The organism is Vibrio harveyi NBRC 15634 = ATCC 14126 = KCTC 12724, assembly GCF_001591145.1.
In the GTDB taxonomy this organism is placed as follows: Bacteria; Pseudomonadota; Gammaproteobacteria; order Enterobacterales; family Vibrionaceae; genus Vibrio; species Vibrio harveyi.
Genome location: NZ_BCUF01000069.1, coordinates 1 through 18,483, shown reverse-complemented (window position 1 = coordinate 18,483; position 18,483 = coordinate 1). Strand labels below are relative to the sequence as shown.

At 44.4% G+C, this 18,483-nt stretch carries 20 protein-coding genes; 3 read left to right on the top strand and 17 right to left on the bottom strand.

Features of this window, described 5'->3' with window-relative positions:
- The first annotated feature begins 141 nt into the window (after positions 1-141).
- Positions 142-528, top strand: a complete 387-nt coding sequence (gene cueR, locus VHA02S_RS22835) for a Cu(I)-responsive transcriptional regulator (protein ID WP_005437780.1) — start codon at positions 142-144, stop codon at positions 526-528.
- A gap of 87 nt (positions 529-615) precedes the next feature.
- On the opposite strand, the gene vctC is transcribed toward cueR, so the two are convergent.
- Genes vctC through VHA02S_RS22815 form a run of 4 tightly spaced genes read right to left on the bottom strand, consistent with a single transcriptional unit; the run spans position 616 to position 4,183 of the window.
- Positions 616-1,371 (bottom strand): iron chelate ABC transporter ATP-binding protein VctC, encoded by a 756-nt coding sequence (gene vctC / locus VHA02S_RS22830; protein ID WP_038899440.1) that lies wholly within the window; start codon positions 1,369-1,371, stop codon positions 616-618.
- A 2-nt stretch (positions 1,372-1,373) separates the two neighbouring features.
- Positions 1,374-2,324 (bottom strand): iron chelate uptake ABC transporter permease subunit VctG, encoded by a 951-nt coding sequence (vctG, locus tag VHA02S_RS22825; protein WP_038899439.1) that lies wholly within the window; start codon positions 2,322-2,324, stop codon positions 1,374-1,376.
- Complete coding sequence (vctD, locus tag VHA02S_RS22820; RefSeq protein WP_038899438.1) at positions 2,317-3,252, bottom strand: iron chelate uptake ABC transporter permease subunit VctD; 936 nt, start codon at positions 3,250-3,252, stop codon at positions 2,317-2,319. The genes vctG and vctD overlap by 8 nt, the downstream gene beginning before the upstream one ends.
- 22 nt (positions 3,253-3,274) lie before the next feature.
- Positions 3,275-4,183, bottom strand: coding sequence for a siderophore ABC transporter substrate-binding protein (locus VHA02S_RS22815; RefSeq protein ID WP_009703143.1), 909 nt, complete (start codon positions 4,181-4,183; stop codon positions 3,275-3,277).
- A gap of 247 nt (positions 4,184-4,430) precedes the next feature.
- Between VHA02S_RS22815 and VHA02S_RS25575 the strand changes: the two genes are divergently transcribed.
- Entirely contained in the window at positions 4,431-4,586 is a 156-nt protein-coding gene (locus VHA02S_RS25575; RefSeq protein WP_005452237.1) for a DUF3012 domain-containing protein, read from the top strand.
- A gap of 84 nt (positions 4,587-4,670) precedes the next feature.
- On the opposite strand, the gene VHA02S_RS22810 is transcribed toward VHA02S_RS25575, so the two are convergent.
- From VHA02S_RS22810 to rbsD, 10 genes are all read right to left on the bottom strand, one after another.
- Positions 4,671-5,351: a Crp/Fnr family transcriptional regulator gene (locus tag VHA02S_RS22810; protein ID WP_005452238.1), complete on the bottom strand. Its 681-nt coding sequence runs from the start codon at positions 5,349-5,351 to the stop codon at positions 4,671-4,673.
- A 122-nt stretch (positions 5,352-5,473) separates the two neighbouring features.
- Positions 5,474-6,205, bottom strand: coding sequence for a nucleoside phosphorylase (locus VHA02S_RS22805; protein ID WP_038899437.1), 732 nt, complete (start codon positions 6,203-6,205; stop codon positions 5,474-5,476).
- A 4-nt stretch (positions 6,206-6,209) separates the two neighbouring features.
- Complete coding sequence (gene pnuC / locus VHA02S_RS22800) at positions 6,210-6,947, bottom strand: nicotinamide riboside transporter PnuC (RefSeq protein ID WP_038899436.1); 738 nt, start codon at positions 6,945-6,947, stop codon at positions 6,210-6,212.
- Positions 6,948-7,105: 158 nt separating this feature from the next.
- A complete protein-coding gene (locus tag VHA02S_RS22795; protein WP_005452242.1) occupies positions 7,106-7,324 on the bottom strand; it encodes a hypothetical protein in 219 nt (72 codons plus the stop codon).
- Positions 7,325-7,550: 226 nt separating this feature from the next.
- Entirely contained in the window at positions 7,551-8,558 is a 1,008-nt protein-coding gene (locus tag VHA02S_RS22790) for a substrate-binding domain-containing protein (RefSeq protein ID WP_005452243.1), read from the bottom strand.
- Positions 8,559-8,573: 15 nt separating this feature from the next.
- A complete protein-coding gene (gene rbsK, locus VHA02S_RS22785; RefSeq protein WP_005452244.1) occupies positions 8,574-9,491 on the bottom strand; it encodes a ribokinase in 918 nt (305 codons plus the stop codon).
- 204 nt (positions 9,492-9,695) lie between these two features.
- Complete coding sequence (rbsB, locus tag VHA02S_RS22780) at positions 9,696-10,574, bottom strand: ribose ABC transporter substrate-binding protein RbsB (protein WP_005452246.1); 879 nt, start codon at positions 10,572-10,574, stop codon at positions 9,696-9,698.
- 92 nt (positions 10,575-10,666) lie between these two features.
- Positions 10,667-11,650, bottom strand: coding sequence for a ribose ABC transporter permease (gene rbsC / locus VHA02S_RS22775; protein ID WP_005452248.1), 984 nt, complete (start codon positions 11,648-11,650; stop codon positions 10,667-10,669).
- Positions 11,647-13,152 (bottom strand): ribose ABC transporter ATP-binding protein RbsA, encoded by a 1,506-nt coding sequence (gene rbsA / locus VHA02S_RS22770; protein ID WP_038899435.1) that lies wholly within the window; start codon positions 13,150-13,152, stop codon positions 11,647-11,649. The genes rbsC and rbsA overlap by 4 nt, the downstream gene beginning before the upstream one ends.
- 24 nt (positions 13,153-13,176) lie before the next feature.
- Positions 13,177-13,596 (bottom strand): D-ribose pyranase, encoded by a 420-nt coding sequence (rbsD, locus tag VHA02S_RS22765; protein ID WP_009696124.1) that lies wholly within the window; start codon positions 13,594-13,596, stop codon positions 13,177-13,179.
- Positions 13,597-14,137: 541 nt separating this feature from the next.
- Here rbsD and VHA02S_RS22760 point away from each other — a divergent pair.
- Positions 14,138-16,474, top strand: coding sequence for a putative bifunctional diguanylate cyclase/phosphodiesterase (locus VHA02S_RS22760; RefSeq protein WP_038899434.1), 2,337 nt, complete (start codon positions 14,138-14,140; stop codon positions 16,472-16,474).
- Between the two features lie 94 nt (positions 16,475-16,568).
- On the opposite strand, the gene VHA02S_RS22755 is transcribed toward VHA02S_RS22760, so the two are convergent.
- The 3 genes from VHA02S_RS22755 to VHA02S_RS22750 form a co-directional block, all read right to left on the bottom strand.
- On the bottom strand, positions 16,569-17,324 hold the full coding sequence (locus tag VHA02S_RS22755) for a 5'-methylthioadenosine/adenosylhomocysteine nucleosidase (protein WP_005452257.1): 756 nt from the start codon (positions 17,322-17,324) through the stop codon (positions 16,569-16,571).
- Between the two features lie 136 nt (positions 17,325-17,460).
- A complete protein-coding gene (locus VHA02S_RS26220; RefSeq protein ID WP_162860695.1) occupies positions 17,461-17,634 on the bottom strand; it encodes a hypothetical protein in 174 nt (57 codons plus the stop codon).
- A 48-nt stretch (positions 17,635-17,682) separates the two neighbouring features.
- Entirely contained in the window at positions 17,683-18,381 is a 699-nt protein-coding gene (locus tag VHA02S_RS22750) for an aspartate/glutamate racemase family protein (protein ID WP_038899433.1), read from the bottom strand.
- Positions 18,382-18,483: the final 102 nt, after the last annotated feature.

Genomic DNA, 18,483 nt, shown 5'->3' with positions numbered 1-18,483 from the left:
AATCAATGACAACGCTCTGAATCCTGCATCTTGAAGTCACTTGGGTATATATCCATATAAATTTGCTCTCAAAGCTATTTGGGAAGACAAACACTTGGCGTTATACTCGCGAGAAAGGTTATCTGAAATACAGAGGTCATCATGAATATTGGTGCAGTTGCGAAACTAACGGGGTTGTCTTCTAAATCGATTCGTATGTATGAAGACAAAGGCATCATTTCATCACCAGCTCGTAGCGATTCAGGTTATCGCGAATATTCTGACAAACACATCCAAGAGCTCAACCTTGTTTCCCGGGCAAAAAATGCGGGATTCTCACTGCAAGAATGCAAAGAATTTGTGCAACTGGCGCATAATCCAAATCGCAAAAGTAGCGAAGTGAAAGCGCGTACGATGGATAAACTTCATGAAGTGGAGCAAAAAATCGCTCACTTGTTGGAAATTAAAAAGCAATTAGAAGGTTGGGTTTCATCTTGTCCGGGCGATGCCGAGAGCCGATGTCCAATCATTGATGAGCTCACCAAGTAAGCTCATCAACATTTCTATTTCGGTTTACAGGGCTATTGTTCTAGTAAGGTACTGTTTTAACGTAATTCTGTTTTAGTAAATATCGCTTTAATGGTAAGTACACACACGCTTGCCATTAAGCTCAATGATATTAAAAGGTGTCTCGTAGATGTCTTCTAGCGTGGACGCCTGAATTACCTCATCTACCTTGCCACTGGCAACCACTTTACCCTTCTTCAGAGCAAGGATCTCATCGGAATAACAAGCTGCAAAATTAATATCGTGGATCACCACCACCATAGCTTTATTCATATCATGCGCAAGACGTTGAACGACTCTCATGATTTGAAGCGAATGCTTGATATCAAGGTTATTCAATGGTTCATCGAGGAAAACATAATCCGTATCTTGGGCTATCACCATCGCAATAAACGCCAACTGTCGTTGACCACCACTCAATTCATCTAAGAACTTATCTTGAATTTCTTTCAGATCTAAGTAGTCGATGGCTTGGTCGATAATCGCATGGTCATCTTTGGACAAGTTGCCTTTTGAATAAGGGAAGCGCCCAAACGATACCAATTCTTTTACGGTAAAACGCATCGTAATCGTGTTAGCTTGACGTAATACCGCCAACTTTTTCGCAAGTTCTTTGGTGTCCCAATCTGCAATCTCTTTGCAGTCGATCATGACACTACCACCATCTCGCTCAGTCAATCGTGACGCCATGGACAGCAAGGTACTCTTTCCTGCTCCGTTTGGGCCAATAATCGATGTCACCTTCCCTTTCTCAAATTGGGTATCCGCGCCATCAACCACTTTGTTGGAACCAAATGCTTTGGTTAATTTATCTATAACTATCATGTTTATACGACTTTGTTTTTCAGCAGTAGATACAAGAAGTAGATACCACCAATAAAGTTAATCACTACGCTCAGCGTCGTTTCAAATGAAAAGACGTTTTCTATAATCCATTGCCCCGACAATAAGGCACAAATTGCCATCAAAGAACAACCTATTAACAAGGTGCGATGCTGGTAAGAGCGGAACATTTCACGGCTCAAGTTTGTCACCAATAAACCAAAGAACATGATTGGTCCGACTAAAGCCGTCGAAATGGCAATGAGAACCGCAGAGAGAATAAAGACGTTGCGCGTCACATTAGGGACATCAACCCCAAGACTCTTAGCATTGTCTTGGTCTAGCCAAAAAACATCTAAAGTACGATGCATGCGATACAACAACCAGCAAGCGATGAGCAATATTGGTGAACTGAGATACACCAAGTTCACCTTCACATTATTGAAACTCGCGTACAGTTTAGATTGCACAAACGCAAAAGTATTTGGGTCCATAAGAAGGGAGAAGAACACCGCAATGTTGTTAAACAACTGCCCAAAGATCAGCCCAACCAATAGCAAAGTGATGAGATTGCGCCCGCCTTTTGAAAAATAAAACCCAAACAGCAATAGCGAAAATCCCACCATGACCAGCACAGCAATCGAGAAGTTGATGTAGACATTCAGAACGAGAGCGCTTAAACCACCAAACAACAAAACAATCAGCACTTGCGTTAACACATACAACGCATCAAACCCCATGATGCTTGGAGTAAGAATCCGGTTGTGGGTAATGGTTTGGAACACCAACGAAGATTGAGCAATCGCAATACCCGCCAATACCATAGCTAACACTTTAGGCACACGTCGCGACAAAAAGTACTGGTAGTTATCTGCTGTTAAGCCAATACCAATAAACAAAAAAGCAAAAAGCAGCGCGACGGCTGCCAATAAGAACAGTTTCTTAGAATCACGCACTTTGCTTACCTCGCAACAACATCGCGATAAACACCACTCCGCCCAAGATGCTGATCACGATTGAAATCGGCATTTCATGAGGGAAGATGATCAATCGGCTAACCAAGTCACACGCCAAAACGAGTATTGCCCCGTACATGGCAGTAAGCGGGATATTGCGTTTGAGATTATCACCGTAGAAGTAACTGACTAAGTTTGGCACGATAAGCCCAAGAAATGGCAGTTGACCTACGATCATCACCACACTGGCTGACATTACCGACACCAAAAGTACGCCTAACGTCACCACTTGCTGATAGTTCAGCCCAAGGTTTACTGCAAAGTCTTTACCAATGCCAACCGCAGAAATGCGTGCGGCAAATAGGTAACTTAAAAGAGCGACGGGAACAGCAATATAAAGCAGCTCAAAATCACCACGCAAAATGTTTGCAAAGTTTGCTACGCTCCATGCTGACAGGCTTTGTAGTGCATCGTATTTGTAGGCAATCAAAGTAGTAACAGCGTCAACAACGTTACCAAAGATGATGCCCACGAGCGGCACAAACACGACGCTTTTGAATTGAATACGTTGAATGAACTGGACGAACATCAAGGTACCCAGGATAGAGACAGCAAAGACAAGCCAAAGCTGTTCGCCATTACCAAAAAACACCACACTCATTACGTAACCGAGCATGGCGCATTCAATGGTGCCTGTCGTCGAAGGCGCGGCGAATCGGTTTTGGCTAATTTGCTGCATCACTAATCCAGCGATGCTTAGCCCTGCTCCCGCAAGAAGGATGGCAAATAAACGCGGAACCCGGCTAGTAAAGAAAAGTTCTAGTGCTTTTGCATTGCCCGAAAACAACTGTTGGGGTGTCATATTTGCCACCCCAACAAACAACGATGCAACGCTTAGAACAACAAGAACAAGCAATAACTTTTTCAAAGTTAACCTCAGCTAGCTTCGCTTACAGATCGATCGTGTGTTTAATTTCACTCACCATCTTTTCCGTTGCGGTCACGCCGGACATTGCTAAATACCATGCGTCAACATCTAGAAAAGTAATTTTCTTGTTCTTGTAAGCCGAAGTCGCTTTAACCAAATCGTTATCCAGCGCTTTAGCGAGGTCATGATCAGACTTTGCGTGAAGTGAATTTCTATCAATAACTAGAATATTTTTCGGATTAGCTTCGCGAATAAACTCATAAGAGATTACGTCACCGTGCGTGCCTGTTTTGAGGTTCTTCACTGTTTCTGTAAAGCCAAAATCTGTGTAAATCGCCCCAAAACGAGATTTCGCACCAAATGCGCTGATGTTGTCACCAATACTTAGAATCGTAAGCGCATCATTATTATGAGCTTGGTTATAGTCATGAATTGCTTTGAATTGAGCGTCTAACTTCGTAATTTTTTGCTCGACCTTATCCTCGATATTGAAGATTTTGCCAATATTTCGCCATTGTGCTTTGGTCCCTTGCCAGTAATCTTCATTCTCGCCTGAAGCAAATACTACCGTTGGGGCAATTTCACTTAACTCATCGTATTTTGACGAACCGCGAGGACCAACCAAAATCAAATCTGGTTTTTGCATGTAGATGGTTTCGAAGTCTGGTTCGAACAGACTGCCTGCCGATTTGTAATGAGCTTTACTGTACTTAGATAAGTACTTTGGAAGATGGGAGGCGTTCGATACCGCTACAGGGTCAATACCAAAACTGTCGAGTGTATCGAGTGGACCAAAGCCAATCACAACCACACGTTTTGGCGATTGTTCGACTTCTGTCGTTCCCATGTAGTGATCGATTTTGACGGTTGCAGCAAAAGCAGGTGAGATTGTGAGCAGCGAAACAAGAGCCGCACTGACGAGTTTTTCCATTATCTTAAACCTTAAATGAGATCCATTATCATGCGCATTCGCAATATATCGTTACTCACATAGGCATTCAACCGATTATTTAATAACTTTACATTCGTTACACTTCTAAATTGGCTTAATAAATCAACTAATTACACTGTACCTATATCGAATTTGAGACGGTAAGCGCAAAGTTATCAAATTAATATTTATCACTTTAATGAATGTTTATACTTCTTTTAAATGACTCACTAAAAAGGACTAGATAATGAAGAAGTTAGCATTGGTTTTATTTGTAGCAGCACAGCTAATGGCATGTACGGAAGTTGGCAGTGAAGCGTGGTGTAACGATATGAAAGAGAAACCAAAAGGCGATTGGACTGCTAACGAAGCTTCTGATTTTGCTAAGCACTGCGTTTTCTAATTCAGAAATAAGCGCTTATCGCTCTTCGTAAAAAGTGCTCATGATGACCCACAACATTGTATTTCGGAATTCTAACGTTGTGGGTTATTCGTAAGCATCAAGAAATGTTTTTAGTGCCGCTTCATCAACAATCTCAAGCCCCTGCTCGCCTTTTCTGATCAAACCTTTGTCCATCAGATCTTTTACCGCTCGACGATAAACGCGTCCTGACGTGCCAAATCTTTCCGCTTCTTGGTTTACTTTGTCAAACCCACCCAACAAGGTGTTGGTCTGCTTTTGTACTAGCAAATCATAAGCAATGTTGTAAGTAATTGGGTGCAACAAGCGATTGGTATAGATATCCATTGAATCTTGATAATCCTCCGCCAAAGCAGAAGCAAAGAAAAACATCATGTCAGGTTGCTGATGCAATGCCTCAGTCAGTTTTTGGATGCAGATAATATCCACTTGCATATGTTCATCGGCGACGACGTTCCACTGACAAGGCGTTTGCGTGAAGTACTCCATTTCACCATAGATATGATAATCGCAATTGGCTTCACCCAATTGAAAACGACGACCGTTGACAGCAATAATACTCATTGAAACTCGACCGACTGGCACAACATACAGATATTGAAGCTGCTCGCCTTGGCGAAGGATCTCTTCACCAGAGTCAAAGTATCGACTGCCGATTTGGCATTGATAGATTAAGTCACGAAACTCGGCACTTTTCTGTTCTAGAAAGCTTTTGAAACGTCCGGTTGAGTAAGGGCTGATTTTCACGTGAGTTTCTCTTTAATGACAACAATCTCAAATAGATTGTACTCGCTAGAATCGTTTGATGACAGCCAATAAAAAAGCGACACCAAAGTGCCGCTTTAAAAATTAACTAAGCTGTGATCCAGTTAACTTTGCGCAATTAAGGCTTCAAGAGCAGCGTAAGACGCTAAACGCTCCCCTTCCATCATCACTTGCGCTTCGTCTACGTACTGCCCTACGCCTTCTTTCACATCCTGCTGATACAAAACCACATTGTTCAGAATGGAGGCAACATTCAGTCCACGCAAACGACCGACAGTAAACAGAGCCGAGGTCTCCATATCCGCACCGAGAATACCTTTCTTGTTCCAGTACTCACAGATCGCTTCTTCTTCGTCGGTGTAGAAGCTGTCATGGGAGCGAACCACACCTAAATGATAGTGCGCCTCTTTTTCGGCTAAATAGCTATCCAGCGCTTTCAGTAACGAAAAGCTTGCGTAAGCCGGATACGAAGAGCGAACGTATGCTTTCGAACCACCTTCGTCTCTTACTGCGCCTTCAGCCACTATCAACTCACCGAGTTGAATGCCTGATTGCATCGCACCAGCCGATCCCACACGAATCACGTCTGTCACACCACACTGTTTTAGCTCTTCCACCGCAATGATCATCGAAGGAGCGCCTATGCCTGTACTGCATACTGAGATTTGCTGACCTTGGTATGTGCCAGTGAATACTCTATATTCACGGTTTTCAGAGACCAATTCTGCGTTATCAAACAACGCGGCAATACGGTTTGCTCGATCTGGCTCACCACAGACGATCACTCGCGATGCTATCTGGGTGTTGTCTACGCCAATATGAGGTTGTTTCATCATTGGCTTAACCTTGCGCTGTCGCTTGAGTTAGGGTCTTATCACCATTGCGTTTCGCACTACGTGCCCATTCTCTTGTGCCGTTTGCGGCGATGAACATTAGAATCGCGTATTGAACCGACATTGCGTACACGCCTTGTGTTGCGTAAATACCAACGCTGATGATGTTGATTACGACCCAAAGAATCCAGTTCTCAACGTACTTACGTGTCATTAAGATTTGCGCCACGATAGACAGAACGGTCATAGTTGCATCCCAGAATGGGAAAGCATCTGGCTCCAACACAGGTTCAGACAAACCTGCACCGAACACATTTAACGTATCAACGGCAATGTTAGCCAACGCGAAAAAGAATGGGTCGATATAGATGGTTAACAGCGCAATCGCAACAATGCTTACTGAACCTGTCGCGATGAGCTTCTGCTTGCTTAACCAGCGCACCTCTAGTGTCTCACCTTGTGCATTTGGTCTTGTCCACGCATACCAACCATAAATGTTGGCGCAGAAGAAGAACAATTGAAGCAGAAGCAATCCGTAAAGCTGAATCTGGAAAAAGATAACGGCGAAAAGTGTTACGTTCAGCAAACCGAACAAGTAGTTAATGGTTTTTTCTTGGCTCGCAAACCAAATACAAAGCAGACCGAAAACCGTACCAAAAGCTTCGATCCAACTCATCGCATAGCCACCACCAATAGGAATATTAACAAGGGTGTTATTGATGTCGAACAGGGCAAATAGGTCCATGAAGATGTCCTTTATTATTGTGCTTGGGATGTGCTCATCTTATTGCCTCGCAGCAAACAAAAAGGAGGACATTTGTCCTCCCTTCGATGTACCCGATCATAAATCAGATCAATACTTGCTTTAAAGTGCCTGAAGCACACTTATTCCTTCGCCACTATTTAGGATTCATGTCCCAAGTAACGCTTCTTGAAAGATGATGCCGCAGCAAATAGTGCTGTAGCTATGAACGTAAATGCGATACCCAATAAGTAAATGAATTCTTCATTGGCAAGCAACTCATAAACACTCAAAGAAAACACGAATAAGACTAAGAGAATATTGATACGGTGAAACCACGGTCTCTTAACTGAATGCAGTGCGTATCTCTTGACGAACATAAAAATTTTCCATTTGCTACAATAATTTATAAATCTATTTATAGACCCTTTTAATAATAAGCTTTTTGGAATATTTCTACACGAAATCTTTTACTTTACGCGCAAAAAATCACATTTTGTTGGGCTTATTGTTCAAAAGGCGTGGGGTTGCTTCCTAAATCCTTGTAAAAAGCACCTTCAATAAAAGTATAGGTCTATAACTTATTGAGAATGAATAAATTTTGAGCTAAGAGAGACGCTTCACACTTTTACGTTCAATCAGTGTCGGCTCTAATTGCACAACCTGAGCTTCGTCAGACTTATCATCCAATTTACGCAACAATGTCTCTACAGCAGCTTGTCCAAGACGGTACTTAGGCTGATGAATAGTGGTGAGGGATGGCGACATAAACTTAGCGATGTGGATATCGTCATAACCAATGATAGAAAGCTGCTCAGGTACTTGAATACCCAACTCATTTGCCGCGTTAATTGCGCCCATGGCCATCATGTCGTTGGAAACAAAAATAGAACTTGGTAACGGACCACGTTCCGCCATTTTTTTGAAGGCTTGATAACCACCTTCGCATTCAAAGTCCGATTCAACAATCCAGTTGGCGTTGAACTCAAGCTCTGCTTCGATCATCGCGCGTTTGTAGCCTTCGTAACGCATTTGCGCTTGATGCTTAATTAATGGTCCAGTGATACAACCAATCTCTTTGTGACCACAATCGATAAGGTATTTGGCTGCCAAGTAACCACCACGAAGTGAGTTATCTTGGATCTTATCGCTTGTGAACAGCATTGGTCCCCAATCCATCACTACAACTGGAATATCAGGGTAACGTTCAAATACATCAATGCGCTCCCCTTCTAACGATGAACACATTAGAATCAGACCATCAACTCGCTTTTGTAGCAACGTATTGATGGAATCACGCATGCGTTCGTTATCGCCTTCAGTGTTACACAGGATCAGGCTATAGCCTTTATGGTAGCAACTGCGCTCAACACCTTTTACGACTTCACCGAAAAATGGGTTGGTTGAGGTAGTCACCAGCATACCAATGGTTTTGGTGCGATTGACTTTGAGGCTACGCGCCAAAGCTGAAGGCGCGTAGTAATTGAGCTCTTTGGCAGCGTTGTTGACTCGTTCCGAGATCTCTTCGCTGACAAAGCGAGTTTTGTTAATAACATGGCTCACAGTTGAGGTGGAAACCCCTGCCAGTTTTGCGATGTCTTTCATCGTTGCCATGTTATTACTCCTTAATTAGTTTTTAACCAGAAACTCCTCAACCTCTTTTCGGGTTGGAATGGAGGTTTGCGCGCCAAAGCGAGTTACTGAGATCGCTGCTGCTGCGTGGGCAAACTTAATCGCTGATTCTAAAGGTAAGTCTTCCAATAAACCAGTGACTAATGCCCCATTAAACGTATCGCCCGCCGCTGTGGTATCTGTTGCTTCTACGCGGAAACCAGGAATGATTTCACCGCGACCGTTTTGACTCAACCACACCCCTTTCGCACCGAGCGTGATCATGACGATTTCAATGCCTTTCGAATGCAGGATGTTTGCCGCTTCTTGTGCGCTGTCATCGTCCGTTACCGTCACACCTGTTAGTACTTCCGCTTCCGTTTCATTTGGTGTGATGACATCAATGCAAGACAGTAACTCATCAGACAATTCACGCGCCGGCGCTGGGTTCAGAATGACGTTGGTTTTGGCATCTTTCGCGATTCGCGCAGCTTTCTCGATGCCGCACATTGGCGTTTCTAGTTGCATCAACAAGTAATCAGCCTGACGAATGCGCTCTAGATCTGGCTCAATCGCCTCTGCAGTCAGCTTGGCGTTGGCTTCTGCGGAGATACAAATGCTGTTCTCGCCGCTGTCCGCCACTTGAATCATGGCAATGCCCGTTGGGCAGTTCGGCTGCATTTTCACGCCAGCAATATCGATGCCATCCATTTTGAAGTTCTCACGAATGTTGATGCCGAATGAATCATCACCCACACACGCAATAAAACCGATATCTGCGTTTAATCGAGCTGCCGCAACAGCTTGGTTGGCACCCTTGCCACCTGGGATAACTTGATAGTTGCGACCATGCAGCGTCTCGCCTGGACGAGGGAAAGAAGGCACTTGAAGAACATGGTCAGCGTTTACACTACCTAACACCACTAACTTATTCATACGGTTATCCTCGGTTCTGAATGAACCCTTTATATTTGAACAGGAGTAATAGGTTTACGCTCTTTGAAAAAACGTAAGCGTATTACGATTCAAATAGATTCAGTTTTCTAACGTACCATTTTTGTTGTTTGGAATGACCCAACACATTCATTGGGTCATTCCATTATCTTCAACAAAGAAGAATCACTGAGTTGGGAGTTAAACTTACTTAGTCACGACTTTAAGCGGAACAGGAATGTACTCCTCAACCTTCTCACCTTTCAATACTTTGTCGGCCGTTTCTACACCCAAAGCACCAATAAGATCTGGCTGCTGCGCGATAGTTGCTGCTAGCTTGCCACGGTTAACTGCTGCAATGCCGTCGTCAGTGCCGTCGAAGCCAACGATGAGTACATCTTTACCAGACGCTTGAACTGCGCGAAGCGCACCCAGTGCCATCTCATCGTTCTGAGCAAATACTGCTTGAACGTCAGGGTTCGCTGCAAGCAAGTTTTCCATTACGTTCAGACCTTTAGTACGGTCAAAATCAGCAGGTTGGCTTGCTAGTAGCTCCATGTTGCTGCCCTTCACTGCTGTCATGAAGCCTTCACCACGCTCACGCGCCGCAGACGTACCGGCAATACCTTCTAGCTGGATAACTTTCGCTTTCTCACCTACTTTTTCCATGATGTAGTGACCAGCCATTTCGCCACCAACTACGTTGTCAGAAGCGATGTGGCTCACTACGTCACCACGGCTTGCACCACGGTCTAGTGTCAACACAGGGATCTTAGAACGGTTCGCCATACGAATTGCGTTTGACACAGCGTCTGAATCTGTTGGGTTAATCAGAATCGCTTTTACGCCACGAATCGTTAGGTCTTCGATGTTTGACAGTTCTTTACTCGGGTCATTTTGCGAGTCCAGTACAATCAAGTCGTATCCCAGTTCTTTCGCTTTCGCTTCTGCACCGTCTTTCATCGTTACGAAGAACGGGTTATTCAATGTAGAAACTACAATCGCCATCGTATCTTGAGCGTGCGCCGCTACCGATACGGTTGAAGAAAGAAGTGCAGCAGAGATAAGAGTTGCGAGTTTTTTCATCGTTCTAGTCCTTTGTGTAGGGTGAGCCAGCACACGTCCTCTGGCTCGGTTTGTATTCAGGATGTAATGGAGCTCTTTATTTTAAATATCAATTACTTGTTTTTGTTGTCTACCAGTACTGCTAGCAAGATAACCACTGCTTTCGCAATCATTTGGTAGTAAGAAGAAACATCGAGTAGGTTCAGCGCGTTGTTTAGGAAGCCGATGATTAGAGCACCAATCAATGTTCCCATTATGCGACCTTTACCACCCATCAAGCTGGTACCGCCAAGAACAACCGCTGCGATAGCGTCTAGCTCGTAGCCCATACCCGCTGTTGGTTGTGCCGAAGACAGACGAGACGTCACGATAATGCCAGCAAGCGCTGCCAACATACCGCAGATGGCGTATACACCAATTTTTACACGGTCAACGTTGATACCAGAAAGGCGCGTTGCTGATTCGTTGCCGCCAAGTGCGTACACATAGCGACCAAAACGAGTGTGGTTCAGTAGGTACCAAGCTGCCGCAAAGACAATCACCATCAACCAAACTGGAACCGGGATACCAAGTGCGTAACCTGTGCCAAACCATGCAAATGCATCTGCTGTGTCAGTAAAGCCCGTAGAGATAGGACGACCGTCGGTGTAAACCATGGTTACGCCGCGTAGTAACGTCATGGTAACCAGTGTTGCGATAAAGGCTTGAACCTTACCTTTGGCAATGATGATACCGCTGATCGCCCCCAAAGCTGCACCAGCGAACAATGCAGTCGGAACTGCGATAAGCACAGGCACTTCTAATGCAATCATGCTCGCGGCAAACGCACCACATAGTGCGAGTACAGAACCTACGCTTAGGTCGATGCCTGCGGTCAGGATAACCAACGTCATACCTACCGCGATGATTGCGTTAACTGAGGTTTGACGAAGGATATTAAGAATATTGTCTACCGTAAAAAAGTTCGGGTTCAAAAATGACACGACAACAATCAAAAATAACAGTGCAATCAGTGACTTTTGTTCAATCAGCCACTCTTTAGTGAACAGCTTCTTGCTGCCCGTTTCGTTTGGTTTGCTCATGGTATTAGTACTCATGCTGCTTCCTCATTGATCTTCTTGCCTACGGCACAAGCGAGTAGTGTTTCTTGGTCGGCGTCTTTCGCATCAAATTCGCCAGTAATACGACCTTCGTGCATCACCATGATGCGGTCACTCATGCCTAGCACTTCAGGCATCTCAGAAGAAACCAAGATGATGCTCATGCCATCGGCTTTAAATTTGTTGATTAGCTGGTAGATTTCTTTCTTAGCGCCTACGTCGACGCCACGGGTTGGCTCATCCAGAATCAGAACTTTGGGTTTGGTCATCAGCCCTTTTGCGATTGCCACTTTCTGCTGGTTACCACCAGATAGGTTGCCAATGATTTGGTCTCGGGTTGGCGTTTTGATGTTGAACAGTTTGATGAAGTCTTCTACCGCCACGACTTCTTCGCCATGTTGGATTTGGAAGCCTTTGGTAAGTTTATCCAATGCACACAGAGACATGTTCTCCTTCACGGATAAGCCAAGCACCAAGCCATCGCCTTTACGGTCTTCAGAGATGTAAGCAATACCATTCGCCAAGCCATCTTGTGGGCTAACCGGGTTAATGGTCTTATTGTCTAAGTTGATGACGCCACGCTCACTTGGTAGCGCGCCGTAAATCACCTTCATCAACTCTGTACGCCCCGCGCCCATCAAGCCTGACACACCAAGGATTTCACCACGTTGAAGCGTGAAGCTAATGTCATGAACACCCGAGCCCGTCAAACCAATCACTTCAAGACAAACATCACCATGCGTCACATCGATACGCGGGTATTGCTCTTCCAACTTACGACCAACCATCATTTCGATGAGTCCATCTTCGTTGGTGTCTTTAACTTGGCATTCGCCAATGAACTTGCCGTCACGTAACACAGTAATGTCATCACAGATTTCGAAGATTTCTTTCAGACGGTGTGAGATGTAAACGATGCCGCAACCTTGGTCGCGAAGTTCGTTAATCACTTTAAACAGCGATTCCGTCTCTTTGTCGGTCAACGCATCCGTTGGTTCATCCATGATGATGACTTTGGATTCGAAAGACAGCGCTTTGGCAATCTCCACCATTTGCTGCTCACCAAGACTTAAATCACCAAGCAATGTTTTTGAAGAGTGCTTTACGTTAAGGCGTTGAAGCAACTTATCTGCTTCTTCGTACATTCTGCTCCACTGAATACGTCCCATCGTGCCGGTAAATTCACGACCTAAATAGATGTTTTCAGCAATCGTCAGCTCAGGGATCAAGTTCAATTCTTGGTGAATGATACTGATGCCCGCTTCTTGAGAATCACGCGGACCTTTAAACGCCGCTGGCTGACCTTGATATTTGATGCTTCCTGCATCCATGTGGTAGATGCCTGTAAGCACTTTCATCAAGGTCGACTTACCTGCCCCGTTCTCGCCCATCAACGCCATCACACGACCTGGGTATACGTTAAGGCTGGCTTTATCCAACGCCTTAACACCCGGGAAGGTTTTCTCAATGTCGCTTAGTTGTAGAATGGCTTGAGTCATAATTTGTCCTCAATTAGTTGTGGCTTAAAACACCACGCCAGCTTGGAAAATCACGTTCGCATACGGTGTGCACTCGCCTGTTCTAACAACAGCGCGACTCTGTTCTGTACGAACTTTAAAATCTTCATGCGATACATAGTTAATCGCGATTTGCTTACCTGTTTGCTCACTCTCTTTGGTTAGTTCAGAGATCAGCGCATCGTGGTGAACTGGGCTAACTGTTGCGAATTCTTCAGCAATGATGACCCCTTCAATTTGGGACTCAGACAGAATCACGCGAACGGTATCAAGGAAACCAGGTACGCCATGAGTCAACGCTAAATCAATACGTTGTACATGATCAGGAATTGGCAAGCCCGCGTCACAAATGGTGATTTCGTCGGTATGACCCAGCGTCGCCACCAAGTAAGAAATTTCTGAGTTAATTAGGGTACTTTTTTTCATCTCATCGACCTTTCGGTTACACGTTCATACAACTGTGAGTGTCTCTCTTGGACTAATTTCTATATTGACAAAACACTCATCGAAACGTTTCGATGCAATGATAGAACGCCAAGGAGAATTGACCAGTCGCAGATCGATAAGGTGTGAGAATGATCCGTAATTGAGTGCTAACTGATTAAGAAAAAGATATTGAGGTCACACTTCGCCATCGAAACGTTTCGATGGCATCTATTGAACGGGAGAGAGACTTCCATTCAATCGGTATTAATCTGAATTCATAAGTCGGACGAATGAGTTGGAGACCTTTTCGCTGGAATAAATCTGTTCAATTTATGAGACGGTGACACCTGTGAACATGAAAAAACCTCACACAGCATCACAAATATCGGAAACCTGACTGACTTTCGAAAAACACACACTTACAATTTCCTCGAATACAAGGAAAGTATCATCATCCGTTCGATACCTCAGGTAGGCACCAATAGGTAATACTCTCAGGTTAGAAGCGTTTGTAGGGACACAAACGGAAAGTAAGAAATACATGAAATTAAGCAACAGAGTCGTTTTGCTTGTCGCCCCTGTCATTCTAATTAGCGCGCTGGTGTCGAGTTACATCATCTATAGCATTCAAAAAGTCACGCTAATCAAAAGGGAAGACAGCTATATCCAGCTGCAAATGGAAAAGCTCGCTGGACAGTTTCGCCAAGCCAACATTTTTCTCAACAGTTATGCCTATACCTTGGGTAAAAGCGAGGTACTGCAAGATTATTTTGTAAATCATGATAACCGCTATCGTGAGAGGCAACTGTTCAAACGTTTAGATGAAACCATAGAGGTGCTCAGCCACGGGTACCGAGGGGATGCCAACATGGCGATCCTCGATGGTAGACAAGACCTTCTCTACTACACCGAAAATCAATATTACGAATCAAATGGTCGAGTGGACCCTAAGATCCTTGAGTATGTCGACAAAAGCTATAAAGCCAATGGGGATGTCAGCCATACCGGTTTTATTTACAACAGCAGCGGGCAAAGCATTCTATTGCAATATGAGTTGTTTGATAAACGTACCGGAGAACCCCCGTTAAGCTTTGACCCACAAAACGTTTTCTTTGTTATCGTGTCTGTGTCACTCGAAGCGTTCAATGACATCAAACATGAGATCGAATTTGATACGCACAGCGTGATTACCTTTTCTGACAAGCCGATTATCTTAGATATTCCCCTCGCCCAGACGATTGAACTTCTACCCCATTTCTATGCCATTTTATCGCCAGCAGAATATCTGATGTGGAATAAGGTCGATAAGGTCTGGCTAGAACTGGCATTGTCGTTTGGCATTGCCTCGTTTTGTACCATCACATTAATTGTCTTGGTGCTGTATCGTTACGTACTTAGCCCGGTATCCCACTTAGACAAACAGCTTAGAGAAATTGAGTCCAACAAGCGTGCTAACATTGAAAAACTAGACACTGATGACGAGATTGGACGCCTTTCTTCTCGCTTCTTTGATATGTATGAAGAGCTGAACAACGTCTACCACAAGACCAAGCGTTTGGCAGAAACCGACCACTTAACTCAACTTGCTAATCGTCATCGCTTCCATGAACTTGCAAGCCGTGAACTGGCGGATCCTTCAGATCAGCTTTGGGTAATTTATATTGACCTAGATAACTTCAAATACGTCAACGACAAATACGGTCACGAACTGGGCGATAAGTTGCTGCAAGTCTTCTCCAGACACATCAAAAATGCGTGTCAGAAGTTCACTCAACAATACAATAGCCCATGTTTCGGTGCGCGTTTGTCCGGCGATGAGTTCGCCATCTTACTCAGTTCTAATCAAGAAAATAGCGACATACCCGATCTGTTTGCCGGGGAGTTGCTCAAGCCAATTAACAACTTAACTCAGTCAGCGAAAAACTCATTTCCAGTAACAGCCAGCGTGGGTATCGCTCAATACCCAACAGACGGTGGTGATATCGCCAAGCTCTTATCGAGTGCAGACGCAGCAATGTACCAAGCTAAGCGTGCTGGTAAAAACCAATACGCTTACTATTCTGCAGCACTCAATATCGAGGCTCAACGTCGTAGCCAAATTGAACGCGCATTGCGCAAAGCTAACGTTGAAGAAGAGTTTCATCTTGTTTTCCAACCATACATGAACAGTAATGCCAACGAGATAGAAGGCTTGGAAGTCCTATTACGTTGGGAAGCTGAAGGGATCGGTTCAGTACCACCAAAAGAGTTCATTCCTATTGCTGAACAAACCGGTTTGTTCGAAAAGATTGACCGCTGGGTATTCGCGAATGCCATGGCGGAATACCACCAGCTAAAAAATATCTTTGGGAAAGACATTATTTTGTCCATCAACTTATCGTCTGCAGAACTGAACTCACTGTCTATGGCGGAATTCATCCATGATAAAGCATCACAAAATGGTGTTCCTGCGCATTGTATTGAGCTAGAAATTACCGAAACTTTTGCGTCTGATAAACAAGGTACAGCCCTACTCGATGAGCTATCGAAACTAGGTTACAAACTGGCAATAGACGACTTTGGTTCTGGTTATACTTCTTTGACGCAGTTAGTGCAGTACCCGGTACAGAAAATCAAATTTGACCGAGAGTTTTTGTTAACCCTGATGAACACCGATAATGGGCATGTCATCAAACCAATTATAGAACTGTGTCATGCACAGAATAAGACTGTCACGGCAGAGGGCATTGAGCATAACGTGATGCACGAGTGGCTTTCTTCTTACCGCTGCGACTTTATGCAGGGCTATTTGTTTGGCAAGCCAATGAACAAAGAGCAACTCGATCATTGGTGGAAATCTGCAAACGATCAGCCGTTCAAGAGCACGCACATCGCTTAGTGGGTGAAGCGAATCTTCAAGAAAAAAGCAGCATTCTAAGTGCTGCTTTTTCGTCTTATTACGGCTTGCAAAAGTTTGCCGAACCTATTTTCAATTACATGCGTTTCAGCATATTCAGAGTAATGTTTGCAGAATTGTCTGCAGTTGCCTTCTTCAGGTCTGAGTAAACAACATCTGCTGAGCCATCCGCTTTATCAGAGATCGTGCGGATCACCACGTAAGGTACATTGAAAGCGTCTGCGACTTGACCTAGCGCTGCGCCTTCCATTTCTACCGCCATCGCGTTGTATTCTTGGTAAATGCCGGTTACCTTCACTTTGCTCGCAATGAACTGGTCACCTGATGCGATAATGCCTCGATAAACACTCTCTTTCCCAAGTGTGTCAACGGCAGCATCGAATGCATACTTTTGCAGTGTTTTATCGGCGTAGAAGTAACGCTCTTCATAATCAGGCAGCAAGCCTTTCGGCATGTTAAATGCGGTTAGGTCCACATCGTGTTGCACCAAACGCGTAGAGACGACCACGTCTAGCGGATCCAATTTCGGATCACTTGCGCCCGCAATACCTGTGAAAATAAGTTGGTCAACACCGAAAGATTCAATCAGAAGGGTTGTCGTCATCGCTGCATTGACTTTACCAACACCCGATTGAGTCACAACGACCGTTTTTCCCTCTAACTCACCCATATAAAAGCGATGGCTACCGATTTTCTTTACTTGTTGATTTTGGATTTTTGGTAATAGCGCTTCAACTTCAACATCCATCGCACCAACGATACCGATGGTAGAACCTGCAACGGAAGGAAGTGAGTACGCAGCAAGCATGAGAGCAAGAGATTTCTTCAACATGGGAGTCCTGAAATGTAATACGTGTCACCAAAGTGTGACGCGACGCAGATTATACAACACATCCCAAACCGAGCAATCGTTTGCATTGGTCAATGCATACTGATTGGCTAAGAAATTCTCAATTAATGAGAAAGACTTAGCCATTTTTGGTTTTCATTGAAGAAGCGACACGCTCTTTTGCGCTAACGGTTGGCATAAAATAGTCACACGCTGGACGTTTTGCATCAGTTGGATTCCCCCATGCACCGCAAATATCTGCGCTACCTTTTTGACGAGTAAACTGGCGGCATTGCCCGCATCGATAGTTCATCACTCTTCCTTGAGTTCGTTGATCTGATTAAGCCTGTTAAGCGAAGTCTCACTTTGAGTCGAGGGTTTTTTCTACCGCTGCTTTCGCGTGGATTTCAGTTGTGTCATAAAGCTTGACGTCAGTGTGCTGAGATTCAACTAACATCGCGATTTCAGTACAACCCAGAATGACTGCTTCAGCCCCCTGTTCCACGAGTTTCTCAATAATAGTAAGGTAGTGTTGGCGCGAATCATCATGCACTTCGCCTTTACACAATTCGTTGTAGATAACGTCATGAACAATCGTCTGGTCATCTGAACTGGGTACGACGACATCAACACCAAATTTATCGATAAGTCGCTGCTTATAGAAGTCTTGTTCCATGGTAAAACGCGTACCAAGTAAACCAACCTTCTTAATGCCATCCACCACCAGCTGCTCTGCGGTCGCATCGGCAATATGAACAAGCGGTATATTAACAGCCTGCTGAATTTGGTCTGCGACTTTGTGCATCGTGTTTGTACAAATCAAAATAAAATCTGCACCGCCCGCTTCCACTGATTTTGCTGCCTGCGCGAGAATGATTGCAGTATCATCCCAACGGCCTTGGTGTTGCAGCGTTTCAATTTCGGCGAAATCGACGCTGTACAAGCAGACTTTACCTGAATGCAAACCACCTAAGCGCGCTTTCACTTCTCGGTTAATAATTTGGTAATAGTTTGCGGTAGACTCCCATGACATGCCACCAATCAGACCTATCGTTTTCATTTTCTTCCTTGTATATTTAGCTTTTGTTCAACTTTACAGAAACTAGCATAACTTACTGAGAGAAAAGTTTATTTTTGATCAATGTTTTATACCCAAGTAACC

Bases quoted from the DNA above. Each gene is read 5' to 3' on its own strand.
- rbsD (WP_009696124.1), bottom strand. From the start codon at position 13,596: ATGAAAAAAAGTACCCTAATTAACTCAGAAATTTCTTACTTGGTGGCG.
- cueR (WP_005437780.1), top strand. From the start codon at position 142: ATGAATATTGGTGCAGTTGCGAAACTAACGGGGTTGTCTTCTAAATCG.
- rbsC (WP_005452248.1), bottom strand. From the start codon at position 11,650: ATGAGTACTAATACCATGAGCAAACCAAACGAAACGGGCAGCAAGAAG.
- VHA02S_RS22790 (WP_005452243.1), bottom strand. From the start codon at position 8,558: ATGGCAACGATGAAAGACATCGCAAAACTGGCAGGGGTTTCCACCTCA.
- VHA02S_RS22750 (WP_038899433.1), bottom strand. From the start codon at position 18,381: ATGAAAACGATAGGTCTGATTGGTGGCATGTCATGGGAGTCTACCGCA.
- VHA02S_RS26220 (WP_162860695.1), bottom strand. From the start codon at position 17,634: ATGAACTATCGATGCGGGCAATGCCGCCAGTTTACTCGTCAAAAAGGT.
- pnuC (WP_038899436.1), bottom strand. From the start codon at position 6,947: ATGGACCTATTTGCCCTGTTCGACATCAATAACACCCTTGTTAATATT.
- VHA02S_RS22795 (WP_005452242.1), bottom strand. From the start codon at position 7,324: ATGTTCGTCAAGAGATACGCACTGCATTCAGTTAAGAGACCGTGGTTT.
- rbsK (WP_005452244.1), bottom strand. From the start codon at position 9,491: ATGAATAAGTTAGTGGTGTTAGGTAGTGTAAACGCTGACCATGTTCTT.
- VHA02S_RS22755 (WP_005452257.1), bottom strand. From the start codon at position 17,324: ATGTTGAAGAAATCTCTTGCTCTCATGCTTGCTGCGTACTCACTTCCT.
- VHA02S_RS22805 (WP_038899437.1), bottom strand. From the start codon at position 6,205: ATGATGAAACAACCTCATATTGGCGTAGACAACACCCAGATAGCATCG.
- rbsB (WP_005452246.1), bottom strand. From the start codon at position 10,574: ATGAAAAAACTCGCAACTCTTATCTCTGCTGCACTTCTTTCTTCAACC.
- VHA02S_RS25575 (WP_005452237.1), top strand. From the start codon at position 4,431: ATGAAGAAGTTAGCATTGGTTTTATTTGTAGCAGCACAGCTAATGGCA.
- VHA02S_RS22760 (WP_038899434.1), top strand. From the start codon at position 14,138: ATGAAATTAAGCAACAGAGTCGTTTTGCTTGTCGCCCCTGTCATTCTA.
- vctC (WP_038899440.1), bottom strand. From the start codon at position 1,371: ATGATAGTTATAGATAAATTAACCAAAGCATTTGGTTCCAACAAAGTG.
- rbsA (WP_038899435.1), bottom strand. From the start codon at position 13,152: ATGACTCAAGCCATTCTACAACTAAGCGACATTGAGAAAACCTTCCCG.
- VHA02S_RS22815 (WP_009703143.1), bottom strand. From the start codon at position 4,183: ATGGAAAAACTCGTCAGTGCGGCTCTTGTTTCGCTGCTCACAATCTCA.